We start from the raw sequence: 22898 nt of genomic DNA, 5'->3' as shown, positions 1-22898 counted from the left end.
CCCCGATGGCAACGCCGCTGCCGCAACAGCGCCGCACGCTGGGACGCAGCGGACTGCAGGTGTCGCCGATCGGGCTGGGGTGCTCCGGTTTCTGGGGCCATCGTCGCTTTCCCGAAGCGGACGCGGCACGAGTGATGCGCGCGGCAGTGGCCGCGATCCGTTCGCAGCGTCCCGCGCAGACCGCGTTCGGGGATGGCGGCGGCTCACCCAGTCACTGAGGCTTAACCCACGTCCGCGCGTGATCCGGCACGCTGTGGGCTTGTCCCTCAACCTCCTGCTGCCATGAAGAAGTTTGTCGCTTTCGTGCTGGTCCTGCTGCTGGCACTGGCCGGCTGGTGGTTCAGTGGTCCCTACCTCACCGTGCATGGGCTCGCCCAGGCGATCGAACAGCGCGACACGACGCGGCTGGAGCGCTACGTGGACTTCCCGCGCGTGCGCCTCAGCCTGCGCGCGCAGGTCAGCGACTACATGGTGCGCCAGGCCGGTCCGGACGTGGCTGGCAGTCCGTTCGGCGCGCTGCTGTACGGCCTCGGCGACCAGCTGGGCGGCGCCGCGGTGGATACCATGATCACCCCGATGGGGATCGGTGCGCTGCTGCAGGGCCACGCCCTGTACAAACGCGGCCGCAACGAGCTGCAGGGGAACGACTCTTGGGGCCCCACCCAGCCGGCGCAGCCATTGAAGCAGGCCAAAGGACGCTTCGAGCGGCTGGATCGCTTCGTGGTGGACCTCGACCGCGGGCCCGGACAGCCACCGTTGCAGGTTGTACTGGAGCCGCAGGGCCTGCGCTGGCAGGTCGTCGACCTGCGCAACGCGGTGCCGCAATAAACCGGTAACGCCGACCCACGGTCGGCGGCTGACACAGGCCGCGCTGCGCGCTCGCCGGGCATGGCTCGGCGCTACCATGAACCGTCCGCTCAGGTCTCGTTGGCGACGCCGTGCGGCACGTGGCCGGCCGCGACGTGTTCGCGGGCACTGTCGATGTTGTGCTGCGAATCATCGAAGAAGATGTCCGCGCCGAAGGCCTGCAGGAACGGGCCCTTGTGGCGGCCGCCGAGGAACAGCGCTTCATCCAGGCGCACGCCCCATTCGCGCAGCGTGCGGATCACCCGCTCATGCGCAGGCGCCGAGCGCGCGGTCACCAGCGCGGTGCGGATCGGCGCGTCTTCTCCCGACGGGAACACTTCCTGCAAGGTGTGCAGCGCCGACAGGAAGCCGCGGAACGGGCCCCCGCTCAAGGCTTCGCGGGCGCGCTCGCGCTCATGCCGGCCGAAGGCTTCGACCCCCTGCTCGCGCGAAATACGCTCGCTTTCATCGCCGAAGATCACCGCATCGCCATCGAAGGCGATCCGCAGCTGCCCGGCCGGGCGCCGGGTATCCACTACCTGGTCGGCGGCGGCGGCAGCGGTTTCGCCGGGCGGCTTGGGCAGGATGGTCGCTGCGGCGATGCCGTGGCGCAGCGCGCTGCGTACCGATTCGGGATTGGCCGACAGGAACAGGTCCGTGCCGAAGGGCTTCACGTAGGGCCAGGTCGGCTCGCCGGCAGTGAACGTAGCGCGGATGATCCCCAGCCCGTAGTGCTGGATCGAATTGAAGATGCGCAGGCCGGTATCGGCCGAATTGCGCGACAACAGGATCACCTCGACGCGCGGATTTTCCGGGCCGGCGCCCTGGTTCAGCGCCAGCAGCTTGCGCACCACCGGGAACGCCACGCCGGGGCCCAGCACGTCGTCTTCGTGCTCGCGCTGGTACTTGGCGTAGGCGTCCACGCCGTCGCTTTCGAACAACGCGTGGCTCTCTTCCAGGTCGAACAGGGCGCGCGAGGTCACCGCGACGGTCAGCAATCGGGGAGTGTTGTCGCCCATCGGGGAATTCCTTGCAGCGACCGGCGGTTGCCGGCGGCCTATTGTCGCTCAGAACACGAACTGTTCGGACAGGATCCGGTCTTCGAGGTTGTGCTCCGGGTCGAACAACAGGGTCACCTGGCGGTCGCGGCACTCGCGGATGGTCACTTCCACCACGTCGCGGGTCTCGTGCGAGTCGGCGGTGACACTGACCGGGCGCTTGTACGGATCAAGCACGCGGAAGCGAACTTCGGTATCGGCCTTCAGGATCGCCCCGCGCCAACGGCGGGGCCGATACGGCGCCAACGGGGTCAGCGCGATGGTGGCCGAGCCCAACGGAAGCACCGGGCCATGCGCGGAATAGTTGTACGCAGTGCTGCCGGCCGGGGTGGCCACCAGCACGCCATCACCGATCAGTTCAGCCACCCGTTCCTGGCCGTTGAGGTCCACCCCGATGTGCGCGGCCTGCCGGGTCTGGCGCAGCAGCGAGACATCGTTGTAGGCCAGCGATCCGGTGGAGGTCCCCGATTCGGTCAGCGCGGTCATCTGCAGCGGCCGCAGGTGGGCCGGTTCGGCCAGCGCGATGCGCGCGGCCACATCGTCCGCGTCACGGTACTGGTTCATCAGGAAGCCCACCGTGCCCAGTTTCATGCCGAACACCGGCCGGCCGAGGTGGCCGTAACGGTGCAGGGTCTGGAGCATGAAGCCATCGCCGCCCAGCGGACACAGCACGTCCGCCGCGTCGGGCGCATGCTCGCCGTGGCGCGCCACCATGGCGGCGAGGGCAAGCCGTGCCGGCTCGGTGTTGCTGGCCAGGAAAGCAATGCGGGGGGAATCGCTCATGCAGGATGTCCGGTGGTGCGCGGGTACCGGTAGAGCATAACCGGACGTGGCGCGGAATCCGCGCCACGCTGGCTGATGCGGGCTGTGACGACCAACGGTCGTCACCCACCTTGAGCCAGGTCACCCACCTTCGCCAGGTGACTTGGCGGGGGCTTACCCCCCGTGCGAGGCCAGCTGGCCCAGGCGCTGCACCGCGACCGACACGGTCGGGTAGTCCAGGGTCTTCTGTTCGGCCAGTTCGCCCAGCATGGCCAGGGTAAAGCGCAGGCTGTTGTCGTCACGACCGACCCAGGCGGCGACCTTGGCTTCGGCCGTGCCGCCCTTGGTGGCCAGCACCTGGCCGGCCAGGTTGCGGTGGTGGGCCGCCAGTTCGTCACGCAGCACGCCGCGTGCCACGGCATGCCAACGGCCGTTGACCTCCAGCGCATCGACCTGCTCGAACAACCACGGCAGGCTCAACGCCTCACCCAGGCGGAAGTGGATCTTGGACACATCCACCGGCTTGAGCTTGCGGGTACGTGCCAGTTCGATGATGTCGAACGCCGGGGCCAGGAAGTGCAGCTCGGACAGCTGCTGCGCCAGGCCGGCCGGCAGGCCCTTGTCCACCCACTGCTGCACCAGCGCTTCGTAGGTCGGACGCTGCGAATCAGGCAGCACGCCGGAAGCCACGCGGATGTCGTTGAACGGACCCTGGTAGCGGTTGACCGCCTCGGTGATGCCCGGCATCGGGCCGGGGCGGAACAGCAGCCAGCGCACGAAGGCACGCTGCAGTTTCCAGATCACTTCCAGCGCATCGACCTGCACCGATTCGGGCAGCTGGCCGTCCAGTGCGTCGATCTGCGCCCACAGCGCGCGTGCATCCAGCGTTTCGCGGCTGATGGTATAGGCCTTGGCGACCTCGGCGATGGAACGGCCGGTGTCTTCCTGCATGCGCATCAGGAAGGTGGCACCCATCCGGTTGATGGTCTGGTTGGTCACTGCCGTGGCGATGATCTCGCGCTTCAGGCGGTGGCGTTCCATGGCATCGGCGTACTTCTTCTGCAGCGGCTGCGGGAAGTAACGCTGCAGCTCCTTGGACAGGTACGGGTCTTCCGGGATGTCCGATTCCAGCAACTGCTGGAAGGCCACCAGCTTGGAGTAGGACAGCAGCACCGACAGCTCCGGACGGGTCAGGCCCTGGCCGCGCGCCTTGCGCTGGGACAGCTCGGCATCGGACGGCAGGAACTCGATCTGCCGGTCCAGCAGGCCCTGCTGTTCCAGGGTGCGGATGAAGTGCTGCTTGGAGCCCAGGCGCTTGACTGCCATCCGCTCCATCAGGCTCAGGGCCTGGTTCTGGCGGTAATTGTCATTGAGCACCAGTGCGGCCACTTCGTCGGTCATCGACGCCAGCAGCTTGTTGCGCTGCTCGACGGTGAGCTTCTTGGCACGCACCACGTCGTTGAGCAGGATCTTGATGTTCACCTCATGATCAGAGGTGTCCACGCCGGCGGAGTTGTCGATGAAGTCGGTGTTGAGCAGGACGCCGGCCTGGGCCGCTTCGATGCGTCCCAGCTGGGTCATGCCGAGGTTGCCGCCCTCGCCCACCACCTTGCAGCGCAGCTCGGTGCCGTTGACGCGCAGCGCGTTGTTGGCGCGGTCGCCGACATCGCTGTGCTGCTCACTGGTGGCCTTGACGTAGGTACCGATGCCGCCGTTCCACAGCAGGTCGACCGGTGCCTTCAGGATCGCGCTCATCAGGTCGTTCGGCGACAGCGCCTTGACCGAATCTTCCAGGCCAAGCGCCTCACGCACCTGCGGGGTGATCTCGATGGATTTCAGCGTACGCGGGAAAATGCCACCGCCCTTGCTGATCAGCTTGGCATCGTAGTCGGCCCAGCTGGAACGTGGCACGGTGAACATGCGCTCGCGCTCGACGAACGAACTGGCCGCATCCGGATTCGGATCCAGGAAGATGTGGCGGTGATCGAAGGCAGCCACCAGGCGGATGTGGCGCGACAGCAGCATGCCGTTGCCGAACACGTCGCCGGACATGTCACCCACGCCTGCAGCGGTGAAGTCCTGGCTCTGGCTGTCATGGCCGAGTGCACGGAAGTGGCGCTTGACCGATTCCCACGCACCGCGTGCGGTGATGCCCATGCCCTTGTGGTCGTAGCCGACCGAGCCACCGGAGGCGAACGCATCGCCCATCCAGAAGCCGTGCGCCACGGCCAGGCCATTGGCGATGTCAGAGAAGGTCGCGGTGCCCTTGTCGGCGGCCACCACCAGGTACGGGTCGTCCATGTCGTGGCGGACCACGTCGATGGGCGGCACGATCTTGTTGTTGACGATGTTGTCGGTGATGTCCAGCAGGCCCTGGATGAACAGCTTGTAGCAGGCCACGCCGTTGGCGAACACCGCATCGCGGTCACCGCTGGCCGGCGGGGTCTTGGCGAAGAAACCGCCCTTGGCCCCGACCGGGACGATCACCGTGTTCTTGACCATCTGCGCCTTGACCAGGCCCAGCACTTCGGTACGGAAGTCTTCGCGACGATCCGACCAGCGCAGGCCACCACGGGCCACCGCACCGAAACGCAGGTGCACGCCTTCCACGCGCGGGCCGTAGACGAAGATCTCGCGGTACGGACGCGGCTTGGGCAGGTCCGGCACCAGGGCGGCATCGAACTTGAAGCTGATGACATGACCCGGACGGCCGTTGGCATCGGTCTGGTAATAGCTGGTGCGCAGCGTGGCATCGATCACGCCCATGAAGCTGCGCAGGATGCGGTCTTCGTCCAGGCTGGAGACGCGGTCCATCAGCTTCAGCAGCGCATCGCGCGCGGCCTGCATCTGGCCGTCGCGGTCACCCTTGCGCGCGTCGACAACGGTCTTGAGCACCTTCAGGGTCGCCTCGTCGCCGGCGGCCAGTACGTCCAGGTGCGCCTTCAGCGTGGCCTGGCCGTGTGCGATGTCGTCCTTGCTCTCGTTGCCGGTCGCCGGGTCGAAGCGTGCTTCGAACAGTTCCACCAGCAGGCGGGCCAGCAGCGGATAGCGGGTGAACGTACCTTCCACATACGCCTGCGAGAACGGCACGCCGGTCTGCAGCAGGTACTTGCAGTAACCACGCAGCATCGCGACCTGGCGCCAGTGCAGGCCCGCGGCCAGCACCAGGCGGTTGAAGCCATCGTTCTCGGCGTCGCCGTGCCATACGCGGGCGAAGGTCTCGCCGAACGCTTCATCGACACTGGCCGCGTCGATGGCACCGGCCACTGATTCGACCTCGAAGTCCTGCACGTACACCGGGGCATCATCCACCGTCAGGCGGTACGGACGCTCGGAGATCACGCGCAGGCCCATGTTTTCCATCATCGGCAGCGCGTCCGACAGCGGGATGTCATCCAGCTGGCGATACAGCTTCAGGCGCAGGCCATCACCGTTTTCGCGCGGCACCGCCTGCAGGCTCAGGCGCAGGTCGTCCGGACCGGTCAGCGCGTCGAGCTGGCTGACATCGCTGGCCGCCACGGCGGTGCTGTTGTCTTCGATGTAGCCGGCGGGCAGCGCCTTGCCGATCCGCGAGGCGATGCGCAGGCCTTCGGTCTCGCCGTGGCGGGATACCAGCGTTTCACGCAGGTCGTCCTGCCAGTTGCGCAGCAGGTGGGCCAGGTTCTGTTCCAGCGCGTTGGTGTCCACGTCGACCACCGGGCCGGCCTTGGGACGCACGATCAGGTGCACCTGGGCCAGCGGCGATTCGCCCAGCACCACCGAGCTGTCCACGTGCTCGCCGTGCAGGGCGTCGCGCAGCATCGCCTCGATCCGCAGGCGCACGTCGGTGTTGAAGCGTTCGCGCGGCAGGAAGGCCAGCGCGGAAATGAAACGGGAATACTTGTCGCGGCGCAGGAACAGACGGCTGCGGACGCGCTCCTGCAGGCCCAGCACGCCCATCGCGGTGCGGAACAGCTCGTCTTCGCTGGACTGGAACAGTTCTTCGCGCGGCAGCGTTTCCAGGATGTGGCGCAGTGCCTTGCCGCTGTGGCTGGACAGCGACAGGCCCGAGCGCTGCATCACGTGTTCATAGCGCTGGCGCACCAGCGGGATTTCCCACGGGCGACGGTTGTAGGCGCTGGAGGTGAACAGGCCGAGGAAGCGCTGTTCGCCGATGATGTTGCCCTTGGCGTCGAATTCCAGCACGCCGATGTAATCCATGTAACCGGCGCGGTGCACGCGCGAACGTGCGTTGGTCTTGGTCAGGATCAGCGCGTCCTTCAGACCGGTGGTGGTGTTCAGGCCCTGCGCGGCAAGCGTCTTGACCGGGCGCGCGGCGGACTTGTCGCGCCCCTTCATCAGCCCCAGGCCGGTGTCGTTGAGCGGGGCCAGTACGTCTTCCTTGCCATCCTTCTGCACGCGGTATTCGCGGTAGCCGAAGAAGGTGAAGTGGTTGTCGGCGGCCCAGCGCAGGAACTCCTGCGCCTCGCGGCGCGAGGCATCGTCGACCGGCAGCTGGCGGCTGCCCAGGTCGTCGGCCACGGCCAGCGCCTTATCGCGCATCGGCTGCCAGTCGCGCACGATCGAACGCACTTCTTCCAGCGCCTTGATGATGCCCTGCTCCACCTCGGCCATGGCGTCGGGACTCTGGCGGTCCATCTCCAGCAGCATCACCGATTCGATCTCGCCCTCGCCGACCTTGGCCAGCTTGCCGGCCTTGTCACGGCTGAAGCGGATCACCGGGTGGCCCAGCACATGCACGCCGATGCCCTGCTCGGCCAGCGCCATGGTCACCGTATCCACCAGGAACGGCATGTCGTCGTTGACGATCTGCAGCACGGTATGCGGCGATTCCCAGCCATTGCCCTTGGCGGTGGGGTTGAACACGCGGACGTTGGCCTTGCCGATCTTGCGGCTGCGCGCGAACTCCAGCGTGTCAGCGGCCAGCGCGGCCCATTCTTCCACGCTGTGGTGCGGGAACTCGTCCGCTTCCATGCGCTTGTAGAAGTCGGCGGCGAACGCTACTGCCTCGGCCTGCCCGGCCGCGGGGTATCGCTTGCGCAAGGCCGTGTACACCGGTTCCAGCGAGAAACCAGTTGCCGGGACAAGCTGGGTTTCCGCCGTGGCGGGCTTGGTTTTCACGGTTTTGACTGCAGACTTTTGCGATTTCATGGCAGAGCGAGTCGTGTTGCCCAGTTGGGAAAATGAAATTGTAGCCGTGTTGCAGGAAAAGGCCTTGCTGCAGGACGGAATATGCAGATACGGGTTGGGTGCGGTTTACATCGGACGCAGCGACCGCACGCACCGTCCGCCCGCGTACGGGTGTCGTGATCGGCGGGCGATGCCGACAGGATCGGCAAAGCCTGTGACAGAACATGCCGCAACACGGCTCAAAACGTTTCCACAATCCTGAACTGGACGGTATAGTCCACTCTGTGAACCCCGCTCCCCTCCCCGCTGCCGACATGGACGCGCGCGATCTTCGTGTGTTCGATGCGGTGCGCGAGCTGCTCGCCCGGCATGGCATGCAGATGAGCATGGAAGCAGTAGCCCAGCATGCGGGGTGCTCCAAGCAGACCCTGTATTCGCGCTACGGCAGCAAGCAGGAGCTGATGCGCCGGGTAGTGGAACGGCACGTCTGCCGGGCCACCGCCGGATTGCGCGGCCTGCGCGAAGATGACCTGCGCGGCAGCCTGATGCAGTTCGCTACCGATTACCTGGACCACTTCAACCAGCCGCACGTGGCCCAGGCGTGCCGGATGATTTCCGCCGATGCGGCGCAGTTTCCCGAAGAGGCCCGCAGCCTGTGGCGCGATGGCGCCGGAACGCTGACGCTTCACCTTGCTGAATGGATCGAATCCGCCATTGCCCGCGGGCAGCTCCGGCATGACGACCCGCACTTCATGGCCGAACTGCTAATCAGCATGATCGGTGGCCAGGATTTCGATCGGCAACGCTTCCACATGCCCCATCGCGACGACGCCGGGACGCGTCGGCGCTGGGCTGGATTTTCCGTCGACAGCTTCCTGCGCGCGTTCGCGCCGGCCGCTTCGCCCCAACCGCATTCAAACCAACTCCGGAGTTTCTCCTGATGATCGCCCCACTCCGCACCCTCGCACTGACGTGCGCTGTTGCCATTGCCCTGGCTGGCTGCAAGAAAGAAGAACAGCAGGCCCCGCCGCCGCCGGAAGTGGGCGTGATCGATGCCAAGCCGCAGACCCTGCCGCTGCAGCGTGAGCTGGTGGGCCGGCTGTCGCCGTTCCGCAGCGCCGACGTCCGCGCCCGCGTGCCGGGCGTGCTGCTCAAGCGCGTCTATCAGGAAGGCAGCGAGGTCAAGCAGGGCCAGACCCTGTTCCTGATCGACCCGGCGCCGCTGCGTGCCGAGCTCAACGCTTCCGAAGCCCAGCTCGCCTCGGCCCGTGCCAGCTATGCCAACGCCAAGGTGGCAGCGGATCGCGCCCGTTCGCTGGCCCCGCAGAAATATGTTTCCAAGGCCGACCTGGACAATGCCGAATCGGCCGAGCGCACTGCGCTGGCGGCGGTCAAGCAGTCCGAAGCCGCCGTGAGCAGCTCGCGCATCAGCCTGGGCTACGCCGAAGTCACCGCGCCGATCAGCGGCGTGGCCGGCAAGCAGCAGGTCACCGAAGGCGCGCTGGTCGGCCAGGGCGACGTTACCCTGCTGACCACCGTGGACCAGCTGGATCCGCTGTACGTGAACTTCTCGCTGAGCGTGGACGAGCTGTCACAGCTGCGCGCCGCACAGGCCAGGGGCGCCCTGGCGCTGAGCGGCGATGGCAAGGCCACCGTGCAGGTCAAGCTCTCCGATGGCACCACCTACGGCCAGAACGGCACGCTGGACTTCTCCTCCACCACGGTCGATCCGGCCACCGGTGCGGTATCGCTGCGCGCGGTGCTGCCGAACCCGGACCGGATCCTGCTGCCCGGCGCCTTCGTCAGCTTCCAGGCCACCCTGGGCGAGCGCAACAACGCCTACCTGGTGCCGCAGCAGGCGCTGCTGCGCGATGCCACCGGCGGCTACCTGATGGTGGTCGGGGCCGATGGCAAGGTGGTGCGCCGCAACGTCAAGACCGAAGGCGCACAGGGCGGCAACTGGCTGGTCACCGATGGCCTGCAGCCGGGTGACAAGGTCGTGGTTGCCGGCGTGCAGAAGGTCAAGGAAGGCGCACCGGCGACGGCCAAGCCGTGGACCCCGGAACAGGCTGCCGCCGCTGCCAAGGGTGCACCGGCGCAGGGCCAGGCGCCGGCCGCCCAGGGTGATGCCGCCGCCGATGCGGCCGCGCCCGATGCAGCCCAGCAGGCTCCGGCCGCTGCCGAGCAGGCAGCGCCGGCCTCCGATTCGACCAAGCAGTAACGGGAAAACTCCGTCATGCCTAAATTTTTCATCGAACACCCGGTCTTTGCCTGGGTGGTAGCGATCCTGATCTCGCTCAGCGGCGTGATCGCGATCCTCAACCTGGGTGTGGAGTCCTACCCCAGCATCGCCCCGCCACAGGTCACCGTGTCGGCCACCTACCCGGGCGCCAGCGCGGACACCACGGAAAAATCGGTCACCCAGGTGATCGAGCAGCAGCTGACCGGTATCGATCATCTGCTGTATTTCAGCTCCTCCTCCTCGTCCAACGGCCGCGCCACGGTCACCCTGACCTTCGAAACCGGCACCGATGCGGACATCGCCCAGGTGCAGGTGCAGAACAAGGTCTCGCTGGCCACGCCCCGCCTGCCCAGCGAAGTGACCCAGCAGGGCGTGGTGGTGGCCAAGGCCAACGCCGGCTTCCTGATGGTGGTGGCGCTGCGTTCGGACACCGGCGGCAACAGCCGTGACGCGCTGAACGACATCGTGGCCTCGCGCGTGCTGGACCAGGTCTCGCGTATCCCCGGCGTGGGCAGCACCCAGCAGTTCGGTGGCGAGTACGCCATGAACATCTGGCTCAACCCGGAACGCATGCAGGGCTACGGCCTGTCGGCCAGCCAGGTGTTGGCCGCAGTGCGTGAGCAGAACGTGCAGTTCGCCGCCGGTTCGCTGGGTTCGGACCCGGCCCCGGTGGGCCAGCACTTCACCGCCACGGTATCGGCCGAAGGTCGCTTCAGCACTCCGGAAGAGTTCGAGAACATCATCCTGCGCGCCAATCCGGATGGCTCGCGCGTGCTGCTCAAGGACATTGCCCGCATCGGTTTCGGTGCCGGCAACTACGGCTTTGATACCCAGTACAACGGCAAGCCGACCGGTGCCTTCGCGATCCAGCTGCTGCCCGGTGCGAATGCACTGAACGTGGCAGAAGCGGTGCGCGCGAAGATGGACGAGCTGCAGCCGAGCTTCCCAGCTGGTGTCAGCTGGTTCTCCCCGTACGACAGCACCACCTTCGTGAAGATCTCCATCGAGGAAGTGATCAAGACGCTGGTCGAGGCCATCATCCTGGTCTTCCTGGTGATGCTGATCTTCCTGCAGAACTTCCGTGCCACCCTGATCCCGACGCTGGTGATCCCGGTCGCGCTGCTGGGTACGTTCCTGGGGATGTGGATGATCGGCTTCACGATCAACCAGCTGACCCTGTTCGCGCTGGTGCTGGCGATCGGCATCGTGGTCGATGACGCGATCGTGGTGATCGAGAACGTCGAACGCATCATGACCGACGAAGGGATGGCGCCGAAACAGGCCACCCAGAAGGCCATGACCCAGATCACCGGTGCGGTGGTGGCCATCACCGTGGTGTTGGCGGCGGTGTTCATCCCGTCGGCGCTGCAGGGCGGTGCGGCTGGTGAGATCTACAAGCAGTTCGCGCTGACCATCGCCATCTCGATGGCGTTCTCGGCGTTCCTGGCGCTGGGCTTCACTCCGGCCCTGTGCGCGACCTTCCTCAAGCCGACGCACAACGACAAGCCGAACATCGTCTACCGCACCTTCAACAAGTACTACGACAGGATCAGCGGCACCTACGTGGGCCACATCACCTCGGCGGTGAAGCATGCGCCGCGCTGGATGATCCTGTTCGTGGTGCTTGGTGCGCTGTGCGCGTTCCTGTTCACCCGCATGCCGGGCAGCTTCCTGCCCGAAGAAGACCAGGGCTACGCACTGGCCATCGTGCAGCTGCCGCCGGGTTCGACCAAGACCCAGACCAACGAAGTGTTCGCGCAGATGCGTGGCATCCTGGAAAAGCAGGAAGGCTTCGAGGGCCTGCTGCAGATCGCGGGTTTCAGCTTCGTGGGTTCCGGCGAAAACGTGGGCATGGGCTTCATCCGGCTCAAGCCCTGGGCCGACCGCGAGGTCACCGTGCCCGAGCTGATCGGCAACATGAACGGCGCGTTCTACGGCATCAAGGAAGCGCAGATCTTCGTGGTCAACCTGCCCACCGTGCAGGGCCTGGGCCAGTTCGGCGGCTTCGACATGTGGCTGCAGGACCGTACCGGTGCAGGCTTCGAGCAGCTCACCAATGCCCGCAACACCCTGCTGGGTGCGGCCGCGCAGAAGAGTGACCTGCTGACCGGCGTGCGCCCCAACGGCCTGGAAAACGCCCCGCAGCTGGCCCTGCACGTGGACCGCGTGCAGGCGCAGGCGATGGGCATGTCGGTGTCGGACGTGTACAGCACCATCCAGCTGATGCTGGCCCCGGTGTACGTCAACGACTTCTTCAGCGAGGGCCGCATCAAGCGCGTGACCATGCAGGCCGATGCGCCTTACCGCACCGGCGAAGCATCGCTGAAGAGCTTCTACAGCCCGTCCACGCTGGACACCAATGCCGACGGCACCAGCACGATGATCCCGCTGAGCACCGTGGTGCGCTCGGAATGGGTATCGGCGCCGCCGTCGCTGAGCCGCTACAACGGCTATTCGGCGGTGAACATCGTGGGCTCGCAGGCACCAGGGCGCAGCTCCGGCGAAGCGATGACCGCGATGGAAGACATCGTCCGCGATGAACTGCCGGCCGGCTTCGGCTACGACTGGTCCGGCATGTCCTACCAGGAAATCCTGGCGGGCAACGCCGCCACGCTGCTGCTGGTGCTGTCCATCGTGGTGGTGTTCCTGTGCCTTGCCGCGTTGTATGAAAGCTGGTCGATCCCGGTCGCCGTGCTGCTGGTGGTGCCGCTGGGCGTGCTCGGTGCGCTGGTGTTCTCGATGGCCCGCGGCCTGCCCAACGATCTGTTCTTCAAGATCGGCCTGATCACGGTGATCGGCCTGGCGGCGAAGAACGCGATCCTGATCGTGGAGTTCGCGGTGGAACAGCGTGCGGCCGGCAGGACCCTGCGCGACGCCACCATCGAAGCGGCGCGCCTGCGCTTCCGCCCGATCCTGATGACCTCCTTCGCCTTCATCATGGGCGTGATCCCGATGGCCATCTCCACCGGTGCCGGCGCCAATTCCCGCCACGCCATCGGTACCGGCGTGATCGGCGGGATGGTGTTCGCCACCTTCCTCGGCCTGCTGATGATCCCGGTGTTCTTCATCGTGGTGCGCCGCATGCTGGGCGACAAGCTGGACGAGCCCTCCAAGGAGTTCGTGGAGCGCCAGCACGAAGCAGAGGGCGCACACCGCCCGGACCGCTGAGGGTCGTGACGGCCGCTGGCCGTCATGCCTTTCCAGCCGTCACGCTTCAAATGAGAAGGCCCCGGATCGCTCCGGGGCCTTTTCTTTTCATTCGCACCCGCCGCTCAACGCAGTACGGCAACCACCGCGCACGCCAACACGATGGCCAGCGATGGCCATTGCATGGGCAGGTAGAAGAAGTGATGCCGCGCCGGCACGCCCTCGGGGCGCACGCCGCGATTGAGCACGAACCCCAGCACCACGTTGATTGCCGCGCCGATGCCGCAACCCAGCAGGAACTGCGCCAAGGTGATGTTGCCCTTGGCGACGGACGGATCGGGGTACAGCCAGAGCAGCAACAGCACTGCGACGATCGGTGTCAGCAGGGTAAAGAACCCTGCACCGCGGTAGATGACCATGCCCGTACCTGTTTTGAGAGGACGGGCATTCTAGGCGATCGTGCGGGCGGAGCGGGTTGTGGACCCGCCCCCCCCCCCCGCTTACGCCGAAGCCTCAGCGCAGCCCGGTTTCGTTGCGGGCGATGACCAGGCGCTGGATCTCCGAGGTGCCTTCGTAGATCTCGGTGATCTTGGCGTCACGGAAGTAACGCTCCAGCGGCATTTCCTTCGAGTAGCCCATGCCGCCGTGGATCTGCACAGCCTGGTGGGTGATCCACATCGCCGCTTCCGATGCGGTCAGCTTGGCGATCGCCGCTTCATTGCTGAAACGCTTGCCCTCTCCCTTCACCCATGCCGCACGCAGGGTCAGCAGCAGGGCCGCGTCCAGCTTGCATTTCATGTCGGCGATCTTGGCCTGGGTCATCTGGAACGTGCCGATGGCCGCACCGAACGCCTTGCGCTCCTTCACATATTCGATCGTCGCTTCATACGCCGCACGGGCAATGCCGATGGCCTGCGAGGCGATGCCGATGCGGCCGGCGTCGAGCACGCCCATCGCGATCTTGAAGCCCTCGCCTTCCTGTCCCAGCAGGTCTTCGGCCTGCGCAACGTAATCGTTGAACTCGATCTCGCAGGTCGCCGATGCGCGGATACCGAGCTTGGGTTCGGTCTTGCCGCGGCCGAAGCCGGCGTTGTCGGTGTCGATCAGAAACGCACTGATGCCGCGCGCGCCCTTGTCCGCATCGGTCATCGCGAACAATACGATGTACTTGGCCACCGGGCCGGAGGTGATCCAGCTCTTCTTGCCGTTGATCACGTAGCTGCCGTCGGCCTGCTTGACCGCGCGGCAGCGCATGGCCGTGGCATCCGAGCCGGACTGCGGCTCGGTCAGTGCGAAGGCGCCGATGGCCGCTCCTTCGGCGATGGCGCGCACGTACTTCTGCTTCTGTGCCTCGGTGCCATGGGTCAGGATGCCGTTGCAGAACAGCGAATTGTTGACCGACATGATGGTCGAGTGGGCCGCGTCACCGGCAGCGACCTCCACCATCGCCAGCACGTAGGCGATGGGGTCCATGCCCGCACCGCCGTACTCGGCCGGCACTTCGATGCCCATCAGCCCGTTCTCGCCCAGCAGCTGGATGTTGGCCAGCGGGAACTCGCCGGTGCGGTCATGGTGCTCGGCGCTGGGCGCGATCTTTTCCTGCGCGATGCGGCGCGCGACGTCCTGCAGCATCAACTGCTCTTCGGTAAAGCTGAAATCCACAACGACCCCTCCCGGGTAATGAATCCGCGATTGTACGGGGGGCGGGGTATCGCCAGCTGACTGGGGCGCTGAACCTCGGATCCCACCGTCCACGCATCGCTGCGCCGCTCTGGTAGCGCCGAGCCGTGCTCGGCGGATTCCTTCCGCTTACGCACCGCTGCGCTCGCCGACCCTGGGTCGGCGCTACCGCCAACCTCCGGTTGCTTGACCGTTCATCGCCTGCAGGCGAAAATATCTCTCTATCGCGATAGGTGGATATTTATGGATCTCGAGGATTGGTCGACCCGGCTGAAAGTGTTCGCCGACGCCACCCGGGTGCGCCTGTTGGCGCTGCTGGAGCAGGAAGAACTGACCGTAGCCGAGCTGTCGGCGATCACCCGGCTGGCCCAGCCGCGGGTATCGACGCATCTGGCACGCCTGAAAGAGGCCGGGCTGGTGCGCGACAGGCGTGCGGGCGTGTCCGCGTACTACCGCTTCGACGACGCCCAGCTGGACCCGGCGCAACGCGCATTGTGGCATGCCTTGAGCACCGGCAGCGACGACCCGCTGCTGCGCCAGGACGCCGAACGCGTGGCCTCGGTGCTGGCCAGCCGTGCCGCCGACCAGAACTGGGCCGACAGCGTGGCCGGTGACATGGAGCGCCACTACTCCCCGGGCCGCACGTGGGAGGCCCTGGCACGCACCGCGCTGCCCCTGCTGGAAACCGGCGACGTGCTGGATATCGCCTCTGGCGATGGCGTGCTCGCTGAACTGGTGGCCCCGCATGCCAGCCGCTACGTCTGCATCGACACCAGCGCGCGCGTGGTCGCCGCCGCCAGCGAGCGCCTGCGCCGCCTGCCCAACGTGGAAGTGCGCGAGGGCGACATGCATGCGCTTCCGTTCAAGGACCGCAGCTTCGACCTGGTGGTGCTGATGCATGCACTTACCTACGCCGCAAAGCCGGCGCAGGCGGTCACCGAAGCGGCGCGCGTGCTGCGGCCGGGCGGACGCCTGCTGCTGTGCAGCCTGGCCCGCCATGAACACAAAGCGGCGGTGGATGCCTACGGCCATGTCAACCTCGGTTTCAGTGACAAGGAGCTGCGCAAGTTCGTCGACAAGGCCGGGCTGCAGGTATCGAGCCTGGAGACGGTGACGCGCGAAAAGCGCCCGCCGCATTTCGAAGTCATTTCGCTGATCGCCAACAAAGCCTGAGGTCGCCGTGCCCGCCCTGCCCTGGTTGCATCCCGAACGTGCCACTGCCCTGCTGAACGCCCTGCGCGAACGCATCCTGATCATTGACGGTGCGATGGGCACGATGATCCAGCGCCATGGGCTGCAGGAGGACGATTACCGGGGCGAGCGCTTCATCGGCGGGGTGGATACCCGTGCCGACGGCCACGTGCATGGCGCCGGCTGCGACCATGGCCCGGTGCCGGAGCAGGACCTGAAAGGCAACAACGATCTGCTGCTGCTGACCCGGCCGGACATCATCGCCGGCATCCATACCGAGTACCTGCAGGCTGGCGCGGACCTGGTGGAGACCAACACGTTCAACGCCACGTCGGTCAGCCAGGCCGACTACCATCTGGAACACCTGGTGTACGAACTGAACAAGGCCGGTGCCGCCGTGGCGCGTGCCTGCTGCGATGCGATGGAAGCGACCACGCCGGACAGGCCGCGCTTCGTCATCGGGGTGCTCGGACCCACCAGCCGCACTGCCTCGATCAGCCCGGACGTCAACGATCCCGGCTTCCGCAACACCAGTTTCGACGAACTGCGCGGCACCTATCGCGAGGCCATCGACGGGCTGATCGATGGCGGGGCGGATACGCTGATGGTGGAAACCATCTTCGACACCCTCAACGCCAAGGCAGCCCTGTTCGCCGTGGAAGAGGCTTTCGATGCGCGCGGCGCACGCCTGCCGGTAATGATTTCCGGGACCATCACCGACGCCTCCGGGCGCACCCTCTCCGGGCAGACCGCCGAAGCCTTCCATGCCTCGCTGGCGCATGCGCGACCGCTGTCGATCGGGCTCAACTGCGCGCTCGGCGCCGATGCGATGCGCCCGCACGTGGAAACCCTGTCGCAGGTGGCCGGCTGCTACATCAGCGCCCATCCCAATGCCGGCCTGCCCAACGCGTTCGGCGAGTACGACGAGACCCCCGAAGAGATGGCCGCCACCCTGCGTGGCTTCGCCACCGATGGCCTGCTGAACCTGGTCGGCGGCTGCTGCGGCAGCACCCCTGCGCATATCCGCGCCATCGCCGAGGCGGTCGCCGGCCTGCCGCCGCGTGCACTACCCGGCACACGGGAGCAGGCGGCATGAGCAACGTCGCGCATACCCGGCTGTCTGGGCTGGAACCGCTGGTCATCACCCCGGACCTGCTGTTCATCAACATCGGCGAGCGCACCAACGTCACCGGCAGCGCGCAGTTCCGCAAACTGATCAAGGAAGAGCGCTATGAGGAAGCGGTGGACGTGGCGCGCCAGCAGGTGGCCAGCGGCGCGCAGATCCTCGACGTCAACATGGACGAAGGCCTGATCGATTCGGAAGCGGCGATGACCCGCTACCTCAACCTGATCATGTCCGAGCCGGACATCGCGCGCATCCCGGTGATGGTCGATTCCTCCAAGTGGAGCGTGATCGAGGCCGGGCTGAAATGCCTGCAGGGCAAGAGCGTGGTCAATTCGATCTCGCTGAAGGAAGGCGAGGACCTGTTCCGCGAGCATGCGCGCAAGGTACTGCGCTACGGCGCCGCGGCGGTGGTGATGGCCTTCGATGAAGCCGGGCAGGCCGACACCTGCGCACGCAAGGTCGAGATCTGCACGAGGGCGTACCGCATCCTCGTGGATGAAATCGGCTTCCCGCCGCAGGACATCATCTTCGATCCGAACATTTTCGCCGTCGCCACCGGCATCGAAGAGCACGACAACTATGCGGTGGACTTCATCGAAGCCACCCGCATCATCAAGCGCACCCTGCCGCACTGCCATGTGTCCGGCGGGGTATCCAACGTGTCCTTCTCCTTCCGCGGCAACGAGACGGTGCGCCAGGCGATCCACGCGGTGTTCCTGTACCACGCCATCGCCGCCGGCATGGACATGGGCATCGTCAACGCCGGCGCGATGCCGATCTACGACGACCTGGATGCCGAACTGCGCGAACGCGTGGAGGACGTGATCCTCAACCGCCGCGCCGATGGCACCGAGCGCCTGCTGGAAATCGCCGAACGCTACAAGGGCAGCAAGGGCGCGGCGCGGGTCGAAGACCTGGCGTGGCGTGACAAACCGGTTACCGACCGCCTGGCCCACGCGCTGGTGCACGGCCTGGATGCCTGGGTCGAGCAGGACACCGAAGAAGCGCGGCAGGCCTCCACGCGCCCGCTGGATGTGATCGAAGGTCCGCTGATGAACGGCATGAACGTGGTCGGCGATCTGTTCGGCGCCGGCAAGATGTTCCTGCCGCAGGTGGTCAAGTCGGCGCGGGTGATGAAGAAGGCGGTGGCCTACCTGCTGCCCTGGATCGAAGCGGAAAAGCTGCGCAGCGGCGACACCGCGCGCAGCAATGGCAAGATCATCATGGCGACGGTCAAGGGCGATGTGCACGACATCGGCAAGAACATCGTCGGCGTGGTACTGGCCTGCAACAACTTCGAGGTGATCGACCTGGGCGTGATGGTGCCGGCGCAGAAGATCCTCGACGCCGCACGCGCGGAGAACGCCGACATCATCGGATTGTCCGGCCTGATCACCCCGTCACTGGAAGAGATGAGCCACGTGGCCCGCGAGATGCAGCGCCAGGGCTTCGAGCTGCCGTTGATGATCGGCGGCGCCACCACCTCGCGCGCGCACACCGCGCTGAAGATCGACCCGCATTACAAGGCGCCCACGCTGTGGGTGAAGGATGCCTCGCGTGCGGTCGGCGTGGCGCAGTCGCTGATCTCACGCGACCTGCGCGACGCCTTCGTGGCCGCCAACGAAGCCGACTACGCCGACATCCGGCTGCGCCACCGCAACCGCGGCGATGCCAAGCGCCTGGTCAGCCTGGCCCACGCACGCGGGCAGCGTTTCGATGGCGGCTGGGCGGACTACGTGCCGCCGACGCCGAACCAGCCCGGACTGCATGTGTTCGAGGACTATCCCTTGGCCGAGCTGGTGGATTACATCGACTGGACGCCGTTCTTCCAGGCCTGGGAGTTGGCCGGCAAGTATCCGGCGATCCTCACCGATGAGATCGTCGGCAGCCAGGCCAGCGAGCTGTATCGCGATGCACGGCAGATGCTGGACCGCATCGTCAAAGAGCGGTGGCTGCAGGCACGCGCGGTGTTCGGGCTGTGGCCGGCCAACAGCGTGGGCGATGATGTCCGCGTGCAGCATTCCGACGGCGAGGCCACCCTGCACTTCCTGCGCCAGCAGGTCGACAAGCCCGCCGAGCGTCCGGATTTCTGCCTGGCCGACTTCATCGCGCCCGCCGACAGTGGCCGCCAGGACTGGATCGGCGCATTCGCGGTGACCGCCGGAATCGGCATCGATGCGCACGTGGCGCGCTTCGAGGCCGCCCATGATGACTACAATGCGATCCTGCTCAAGGCCTTGGCCGACCGCTTCGCCGAAGCGCTTGCCGAGCGCCTGCACCAGCGCGTGCGCAAGGAATTCTGGGGCCATGCCAACGACGAGGCCCTCGACAACGACGCATTGATCGCCGAGAAGTACAGCGGCATCCGGCCTGCTCCCGGCTATCCGGCCTGCCCGGAACACAGCGAGAAAGAGACCCTTTTCCGGCTGCTGGACGCGCAGGGCAATGCCGGGATGCAGCTGACCGAAAGCTTCGCCATGCTGCCCACCGCGGCGGTATCGGGCTACTACTTCAGCCATCCGAAGAGCCAGTATTTCGTGGTCGGCCGGGTCAGTCGCGAGCAGGTCACCGATTACGCCAGGCGCAAGGGCGTGGACCGCGCGCAGGCAGAGCGCTGGCTGGCCTCCAACCTGGATTACGATCCGGAGTAATGCCGGGACTGCCCGCTGCGCTCGCCGACCATGGGTCGGCGCTACCGATGCTGGACGGTGGCCATCGCCGAGCATGGCTCGTCGATGGTGTGGCGATGCTTACCAGACCAGGTCGTCAGGCACCTGGTACTGCGGATCGGCGTACGGGTCATCTTCGGCAGGCGCGTTCGGATCCACCTTCAGCGCCACCGCCTGGGCGAAGATCGCCTCGGCCTGGGCCAGCATCTCCGCGGTCACCAGCATGTAGCGCCCGGCCACCTGCACCACGCCCAGCTCGCCGGCATTGAGCGCCTTCAGCTGGTCGGCGGTGACGTAGATGCGCTTGATCTTGCCGCCGTACGGGAAGTGCCGCGCGATCTCGGCCTCTTCCACGTTCAACGAGGCGTCCTTCAGCAGCACTTCCAGCTTCGCCTTCGCCTCGCGGCGCACGCGTGCTTCTTCCTGCTTCTGGCGCTCGGCTTCGATGCGCTCTTCCTTCTCGCGCTGCGCGCGGATGGCATAGGCCTTGGCCAGGTCCATCTCTTCCTGCGAGCGCGGCTTGCGCGCGCCCTGCGGTCGCGCACCAGGACGGTTGCCGGGGTTGCCGGCATTGCCCGGGCGGGCAGACGCAGGGCGGTTCTCACCCGGCTTGCCGTGGTTCGGGCGGGCACCGGCCTGCCCCGGCTTGCCGCCGCCCGGTCGCCCATCACGGCGCGCCTCCGGCTTGCGGTCCGGCTTGCGGTCATTGCTGCGTTCAGGCTTCGGCGCGGGCTTGAAGCCCAGGCCCATCAACTGGTCGCGGAGGGTATCGCTCATAAGGACAGATCAGTAGTGCGGCGGTGGCGGCTCATCCACCGGATCAGAGGAATACAGCGCGTTGCGGACCTTGCCCAGGTCCTCCAGCAATACCCGCATCAGGCCCTCGTTGCGGGAGCCCTCCATGCGTGCATCGGCCAGCGCCTCGCTCAGCTCGGCCAATGCCTGCTCCTGGAAGGAGACACGCATTTCCAGCTCGACCAGGCGCGCTTCCAGCGCCTGCTCGCGTTCGCTCGATGAAGTTTCAGACATGCGTTGATCGTCCCCGGCCAATGACATGGATCGCCAGTCCCGCCGGTTGTCCCGGCGGGTATGGCAGGGCGCGTGCGTGCCTTACGGCTGCACGGAAATGAGTTCGACGTCGAAGGTCAACGTGGCGTTCGGACCGATCGGGCCACCCTGGGTTCCGTTCTCGCCGTAGGCCAGCTCACCGGGGATCCAGAAGCGGTACTTCGAACCCACCGGCATCAGCGAAACACCTTCGGTCCAGCCCTTGATCACCTGGTCCAGGCCGAACTCGACCGGCTGGCCGCGCTGGTAGCTGCTGTCGAAGACAGTGCCGTCCAGCAGCTTGCCTTCGTAGTTCACCTTGACCTTGCTGCTCGGCAGCGGACGCTCGCCACTGCCCGGGCGGATGACCTGGTACTGCAGGCCCGACGCGGTGGTGACCACGCCCGGCACGGTCTTGTTCTTGGCCAGGAACGCATTGCCTTCCTGACGGTTGGTCTGGCCCAGCTGCGCGGCCTTGGCCTGCATTTCAGCCTGCTTGGTGGCCATGAAGGACTGCAGGATCGCCGCGCCCTCTTCCTGGCTCAGCTTCGGCTGGCCACCGTCGAAAGCGGTCTTGACCGCGTCGAACAGCGCGTCCAGCTCGATGTCACCCTTCAGTTCGGCCAGCGACGGGCCGACCATGTAGCTGCCCAGCATCAGGCCGACCTGGCGGTTGTCCACCTTCGGCGGCGCCGAGCCCGGCGCCTGGCCCGGAACCTGCTGGCCATTGGCGATCGCCATGGAGGTACGCAGCGCCGTGTCGGTCTTCTGCGCATCGGCCTGGGTGATCAACGGCTGCTTGCCATCAAAGGTGGCCTGTACGGCTTCACGCATGGCGGCCAGATCGATGTGCGACTTGATCGCTTCGAGCGAACGGGCGACGTCGCCGCCGATGGCATAGCCGAGCTTCTGCTTGGAATTCAAATTACTGGTCTCCTTGGCTGCTGCCGGGGCGGCAGCCGGTTGCTGCGACAGCGCCACGCCGGTGGTGCCCATCGCCAGAATCAGAACCGACGCCGCAGCGCCACGCATTCCCATCTTCATGTGTTGCATTCCTGGAAGTGAAAAAACGCCGACGTCGGCGCGAAAACACGCATTGTCGCACGCGCGTCCGATATGTCGAGGCGCACGTGCGTCGTTCAATGACCCGCAGGGGCCGCCAACGCGCGTTCGATCGCCGCCACCAGTTCCTTGTCATCCGGCTTCACCCGGCTCGGGAACTGGGCGATGACCGTGCCATCGCGCCCGATCAGGTACTTGTGGAAGTTCCAGCCCGGCGCTACGCCGGTGGCGGCGGTCAGGCCCTTGTACAGCGGGGTCGCCTGATCCCCGATGACATGCACCTTTTCGAACATCGGGAACTTGACCCCGTAGGTCAGGGTGCAGAACTCCTGGATGTCTTTCTCGTCGCCCGGCTCCTGCCCCTTGAAGTCATTGGACGGGAAGCCCAACACGCTCAGCCCGCGCGCGGAATACGACTTCTGCAGCGCTTCCAGGCCCTCGTACTGCGGGGTGAAGCCGCACTTGCTGGCGGTATTGACCACCAACAGGACGCGCCCGTGGTAGCGCTGGGCCAGGTTCACCGGGTCCTTGCCGGCCAGCGGGCGGTAGGCGACGTCCAGCAGGCCGGCGGCCGAGGCCATCACCGGCAGAGCCAGGCTTGCGGCCACCAGCAGCGAACCCAGCAGACGGGGCAGAACCGGGCCGCGGCGCGGCAGGGAAACAGATCGCAGCATGGGAGGTGTTCCTGGCAGGAATGGAGGGCCGGACGCGGGGTCCGTATTTCGCCGCGAACTATACCACTGGGCCCTGTGCGCCTTATGTCGGCGATCACGCAGCGCGCGTGGCATTCCTGCGGCCGGGGTGGGTCGAACGGGTGGAACCACCCCTCGCGGGTGGCTGTTGTTTGTTGCCGCAGCTGGGTTGGGCCGGGCGGTGGGGCTGGGCGGGGGACGGCAAGAGCTGCATCCATGCGGGCCTCGTTTCGTGCCATCCATGGC

The 22898-nt window shown here is 66.4% G+C and carries 16 protein-coding genes and 1 pseudogene; 8 read left to right on the top strand and 9 right to left on the bottom strand.

All coding sequences use genetic code 11. The features are described 5' to 3' along the window. Positions 1–5: 5 nt before the first annotated feature. Both H9654_RS16940 and H9654_RS16935 read left to right on the top strand, forming a co-directional pair. Positions 6–152, top strand: a pseudogene (locus H9654_RS16940) (aldo/keto reductase); the annotation flags it as partial. Positions 153–282: 130 nt separating this feature from the next. Next, entirely contained in the window at positions 283–828 is a 546-nt protein-coding gene (locus tag H9654_RS16935; RefSeq protein WP_191771891.1) for a DUF2939 domain-containing protein, read from the top strand. Between the two features lie 89 nt (positions 829–917). On the opposite strand, the gene H9654_RS16930 is transcribed toward H9654_RS16935, so the two are convergent. From H9654_RS16930 to H9654_RS16920, 3 genes are all read right to left on the bottom strand, one after another. After that, a complete protein-coding gene (locus tag H9654_RS16930; RefSeq protein WP_042614885.1) occupies positions 918–1865 on the bottom strand; it encodes a 5'-nucleotidase in 948 nt (315 codons plus the stop codon). Between the two features lie 48 nt (positions 1866–1913). Then, on the bottom strand, positions 1914–2687 hold the full coding sequence (locus H9654_RS16925) for an NAD kinase (protein ID WP_057507938.1): 774 nt from the start codon (positions 2685–2687) through the stop codon (positions 1914–1916). Positions 2688–2840: 153 nt separating this feature from the next. Beyond that, positions 2841–7817: an NAD-glutamate dehydrogenase domain-containing protein gene (locus tag H9654_RS16920; protein WP_191771890.1), complete on the bottom strand. Its 4977-nt coding sequence runs from the start codon at positions 7815–7817 to the stop codon at positions 2841–2843. Between the two features lie 263 nt (positions 7818–8080). Between H9654_RS16920 and H9654_RS16915 the strand changes: the two genes are divergently transcribed. The 3 genes from H9654_RS16915 to H9654_RS16905 are packed head-to-tail and all read left to right on the top strand — an operon-like array spanning position 8081 to position 13206. Next, complete coding sequence (locus H9654_RS16915; protein ID WP_191771889.1) at positions 8081–8737, top strand: TetR/AcrR family transcriptional regulator; 657 nt, start codon at positions 8081–8083, stop codon at positions 8735–8737. Beyond that, a complete protein-coding gene (locus H9654_RS16910; RefSeq protein ID WP_191771888.1) occupies positions 8737–10017 on the top strand; it encodes an efflux RND transporter periplasmic adaptor subunit in 1281 nt (426 codons plus the stop codon). The genes H9654_RS16915 and H9654_RS16910 overlap by 1 nt, the downstream gene beginning before the upstream one ends. A gap of 15 nt (positions 10018–10032) precedes the next feature. Then, positions 10033–13206 carry a multidrug efflux RND transporter permease subunit gene (locus tag H9654_RS16905; protein ID WP_042614880.1) on the top strand — a complete coding sequence of 1058 codons (3174 nt, stop codon included), beginning with the start codon at positions 10033–10035 and terminating at the stop codon, positions 13204–13206. A gap of 104 nt (positions 13207–13310) precedes the next feature. On the opposite strand, the gene H9654_RS16900 is transcribed toward H9654_RS16905, so the two are convergent. Both H9654_RS16900 and H9654_RS16895 read right to left on the bottom strand, forming a co-directional pair. Then, positions 13311–13604 (bottom strand): hypothetical protein, encoded by a 294-nt coding sequence (locus H9654_RS16900; RefSeq protein WP_182656766.1) that lies wholly within the window; start codon positions 13602–13604, stop codon positions 13311–13313. 94 nt (positions 13605–13698) lie between these two features. Next, positions 13699–14871, bottom strand: a complete 1173-nt coding sequence (locus H9654_RS16895; RefSeq protein WP_372487502.1) for an acyl-CoA dehydrogenase family protein — start codon at positions 14869–14871, stop codon at positions 13699–13701. Positions 14872–15108: 237 nt separating this feature from the next. Between H9654_RS16895 and H9654_RS16890 the strand changes: the two genes are divergently transcribed. From H9654_RS16890 to metH, 3 genes are read left to right on the top strand one after another with little or no spacing between them, the layout of a single operon-like run. Further along, entirely contained in the window at positions 15109–16038 is a 930-nt protein-coding gene (locus H9654_RS16890) for an ArsR/SmtB family transcription factor (protein ID WP_042614877.1), read from the top strand. Between the two features lie 7 nt (positions 16039–16045). Further along, positions 16046–17152 (top strand): homocysteine S-methyltransferase family protein, encoded by a 1107-nt coding sequence (locus H9654_RS16885; protein WP_191771887.1) that lies wholly within the window; start codon positions 16046–16048, stop codon positions 17150–17152. Then, on the top strand, positions 17149–19833 hold the full coding sequence (gene metH / locus H9654_RS16880; protein ID WP_191771886.1) for a methionine synthase: 2685 nt from the start codon (positions 17149–17151) through the stop codon (positions 19831–19833). The genes H9654_RS16885 and metH overlap by 4 nt, the downstream gene beginning before the upstream one ends. Positions 19834–19932: 99 nt before the next feature. On the opposite strand, the gene H9654_RS16875 is transcribed toward metH, so the two are convergent. The 4 genes from H9654_RS16875 to H9654_RS16860 form a co-directional block, all read right to left on the bottom strand. Continuing rightward, entirely contained in the window at positions 19933–20628 is a 696-nt protein-coding gene (locus H9654_RS16875) for a DUF2058 domain-containing protein (RefSeq protein ID WP_191771885.1), read from the bottom strand. A 9-nt stretch (positions 20629–20637) separates the two neighbouring features. After that, positions 20638–20880, bottom strand: a complete 243-nt coding sequence (locus tag H9654_RS16870) for a SlyX family protein (protein WP_101100590.1) — start codon at positions 20878–20880, stop codon at positions 20638–20640. A gap of 81 nt (positions 20881–20961) precedes the next feature. After that, positions 20962–21942, bottom strand: a complete 981-nt coding sequence (locus H9654_RS16865; protein ID WP_057507952.1) for an FKBP-type peptidyl-prolyl cis-trans isomerase — start codon at positions 21940–21942, stop codon at positions 20962–20964. Between the two features lie 95 nt (positions 21943–22037). Beyond that, on the bottom strand, positions 22038–22634 hold the full coding sequence (locus H9654_RS16860; protein ID WP_406833490.1) for a glutathione peroxidase: 597 nt from the start codon (positions 22632–22634) through the stop codon (positions 22038–22040). Between the last annotated feature and the right edge of the window lie 264 nt (positions 22635–22898).

The sequence above is a fragment of the Stenotrophomonas lacuserhaii genome (assembly GCF_014836545.1).
In the GTDB taxonomy this organism is placed as follows: Bacteria; Pseudomonadota; Gammaproteobacteria; order Xanthomonadales; family Xanthomonadaceae; genus Stenotrophomonas; species Stenotrophomonas lacuserhaii.
Note: the sequence above shows the minus strand (reverse complement) of the source record. Positions and strands in the feature narration are given on the sequence as shown.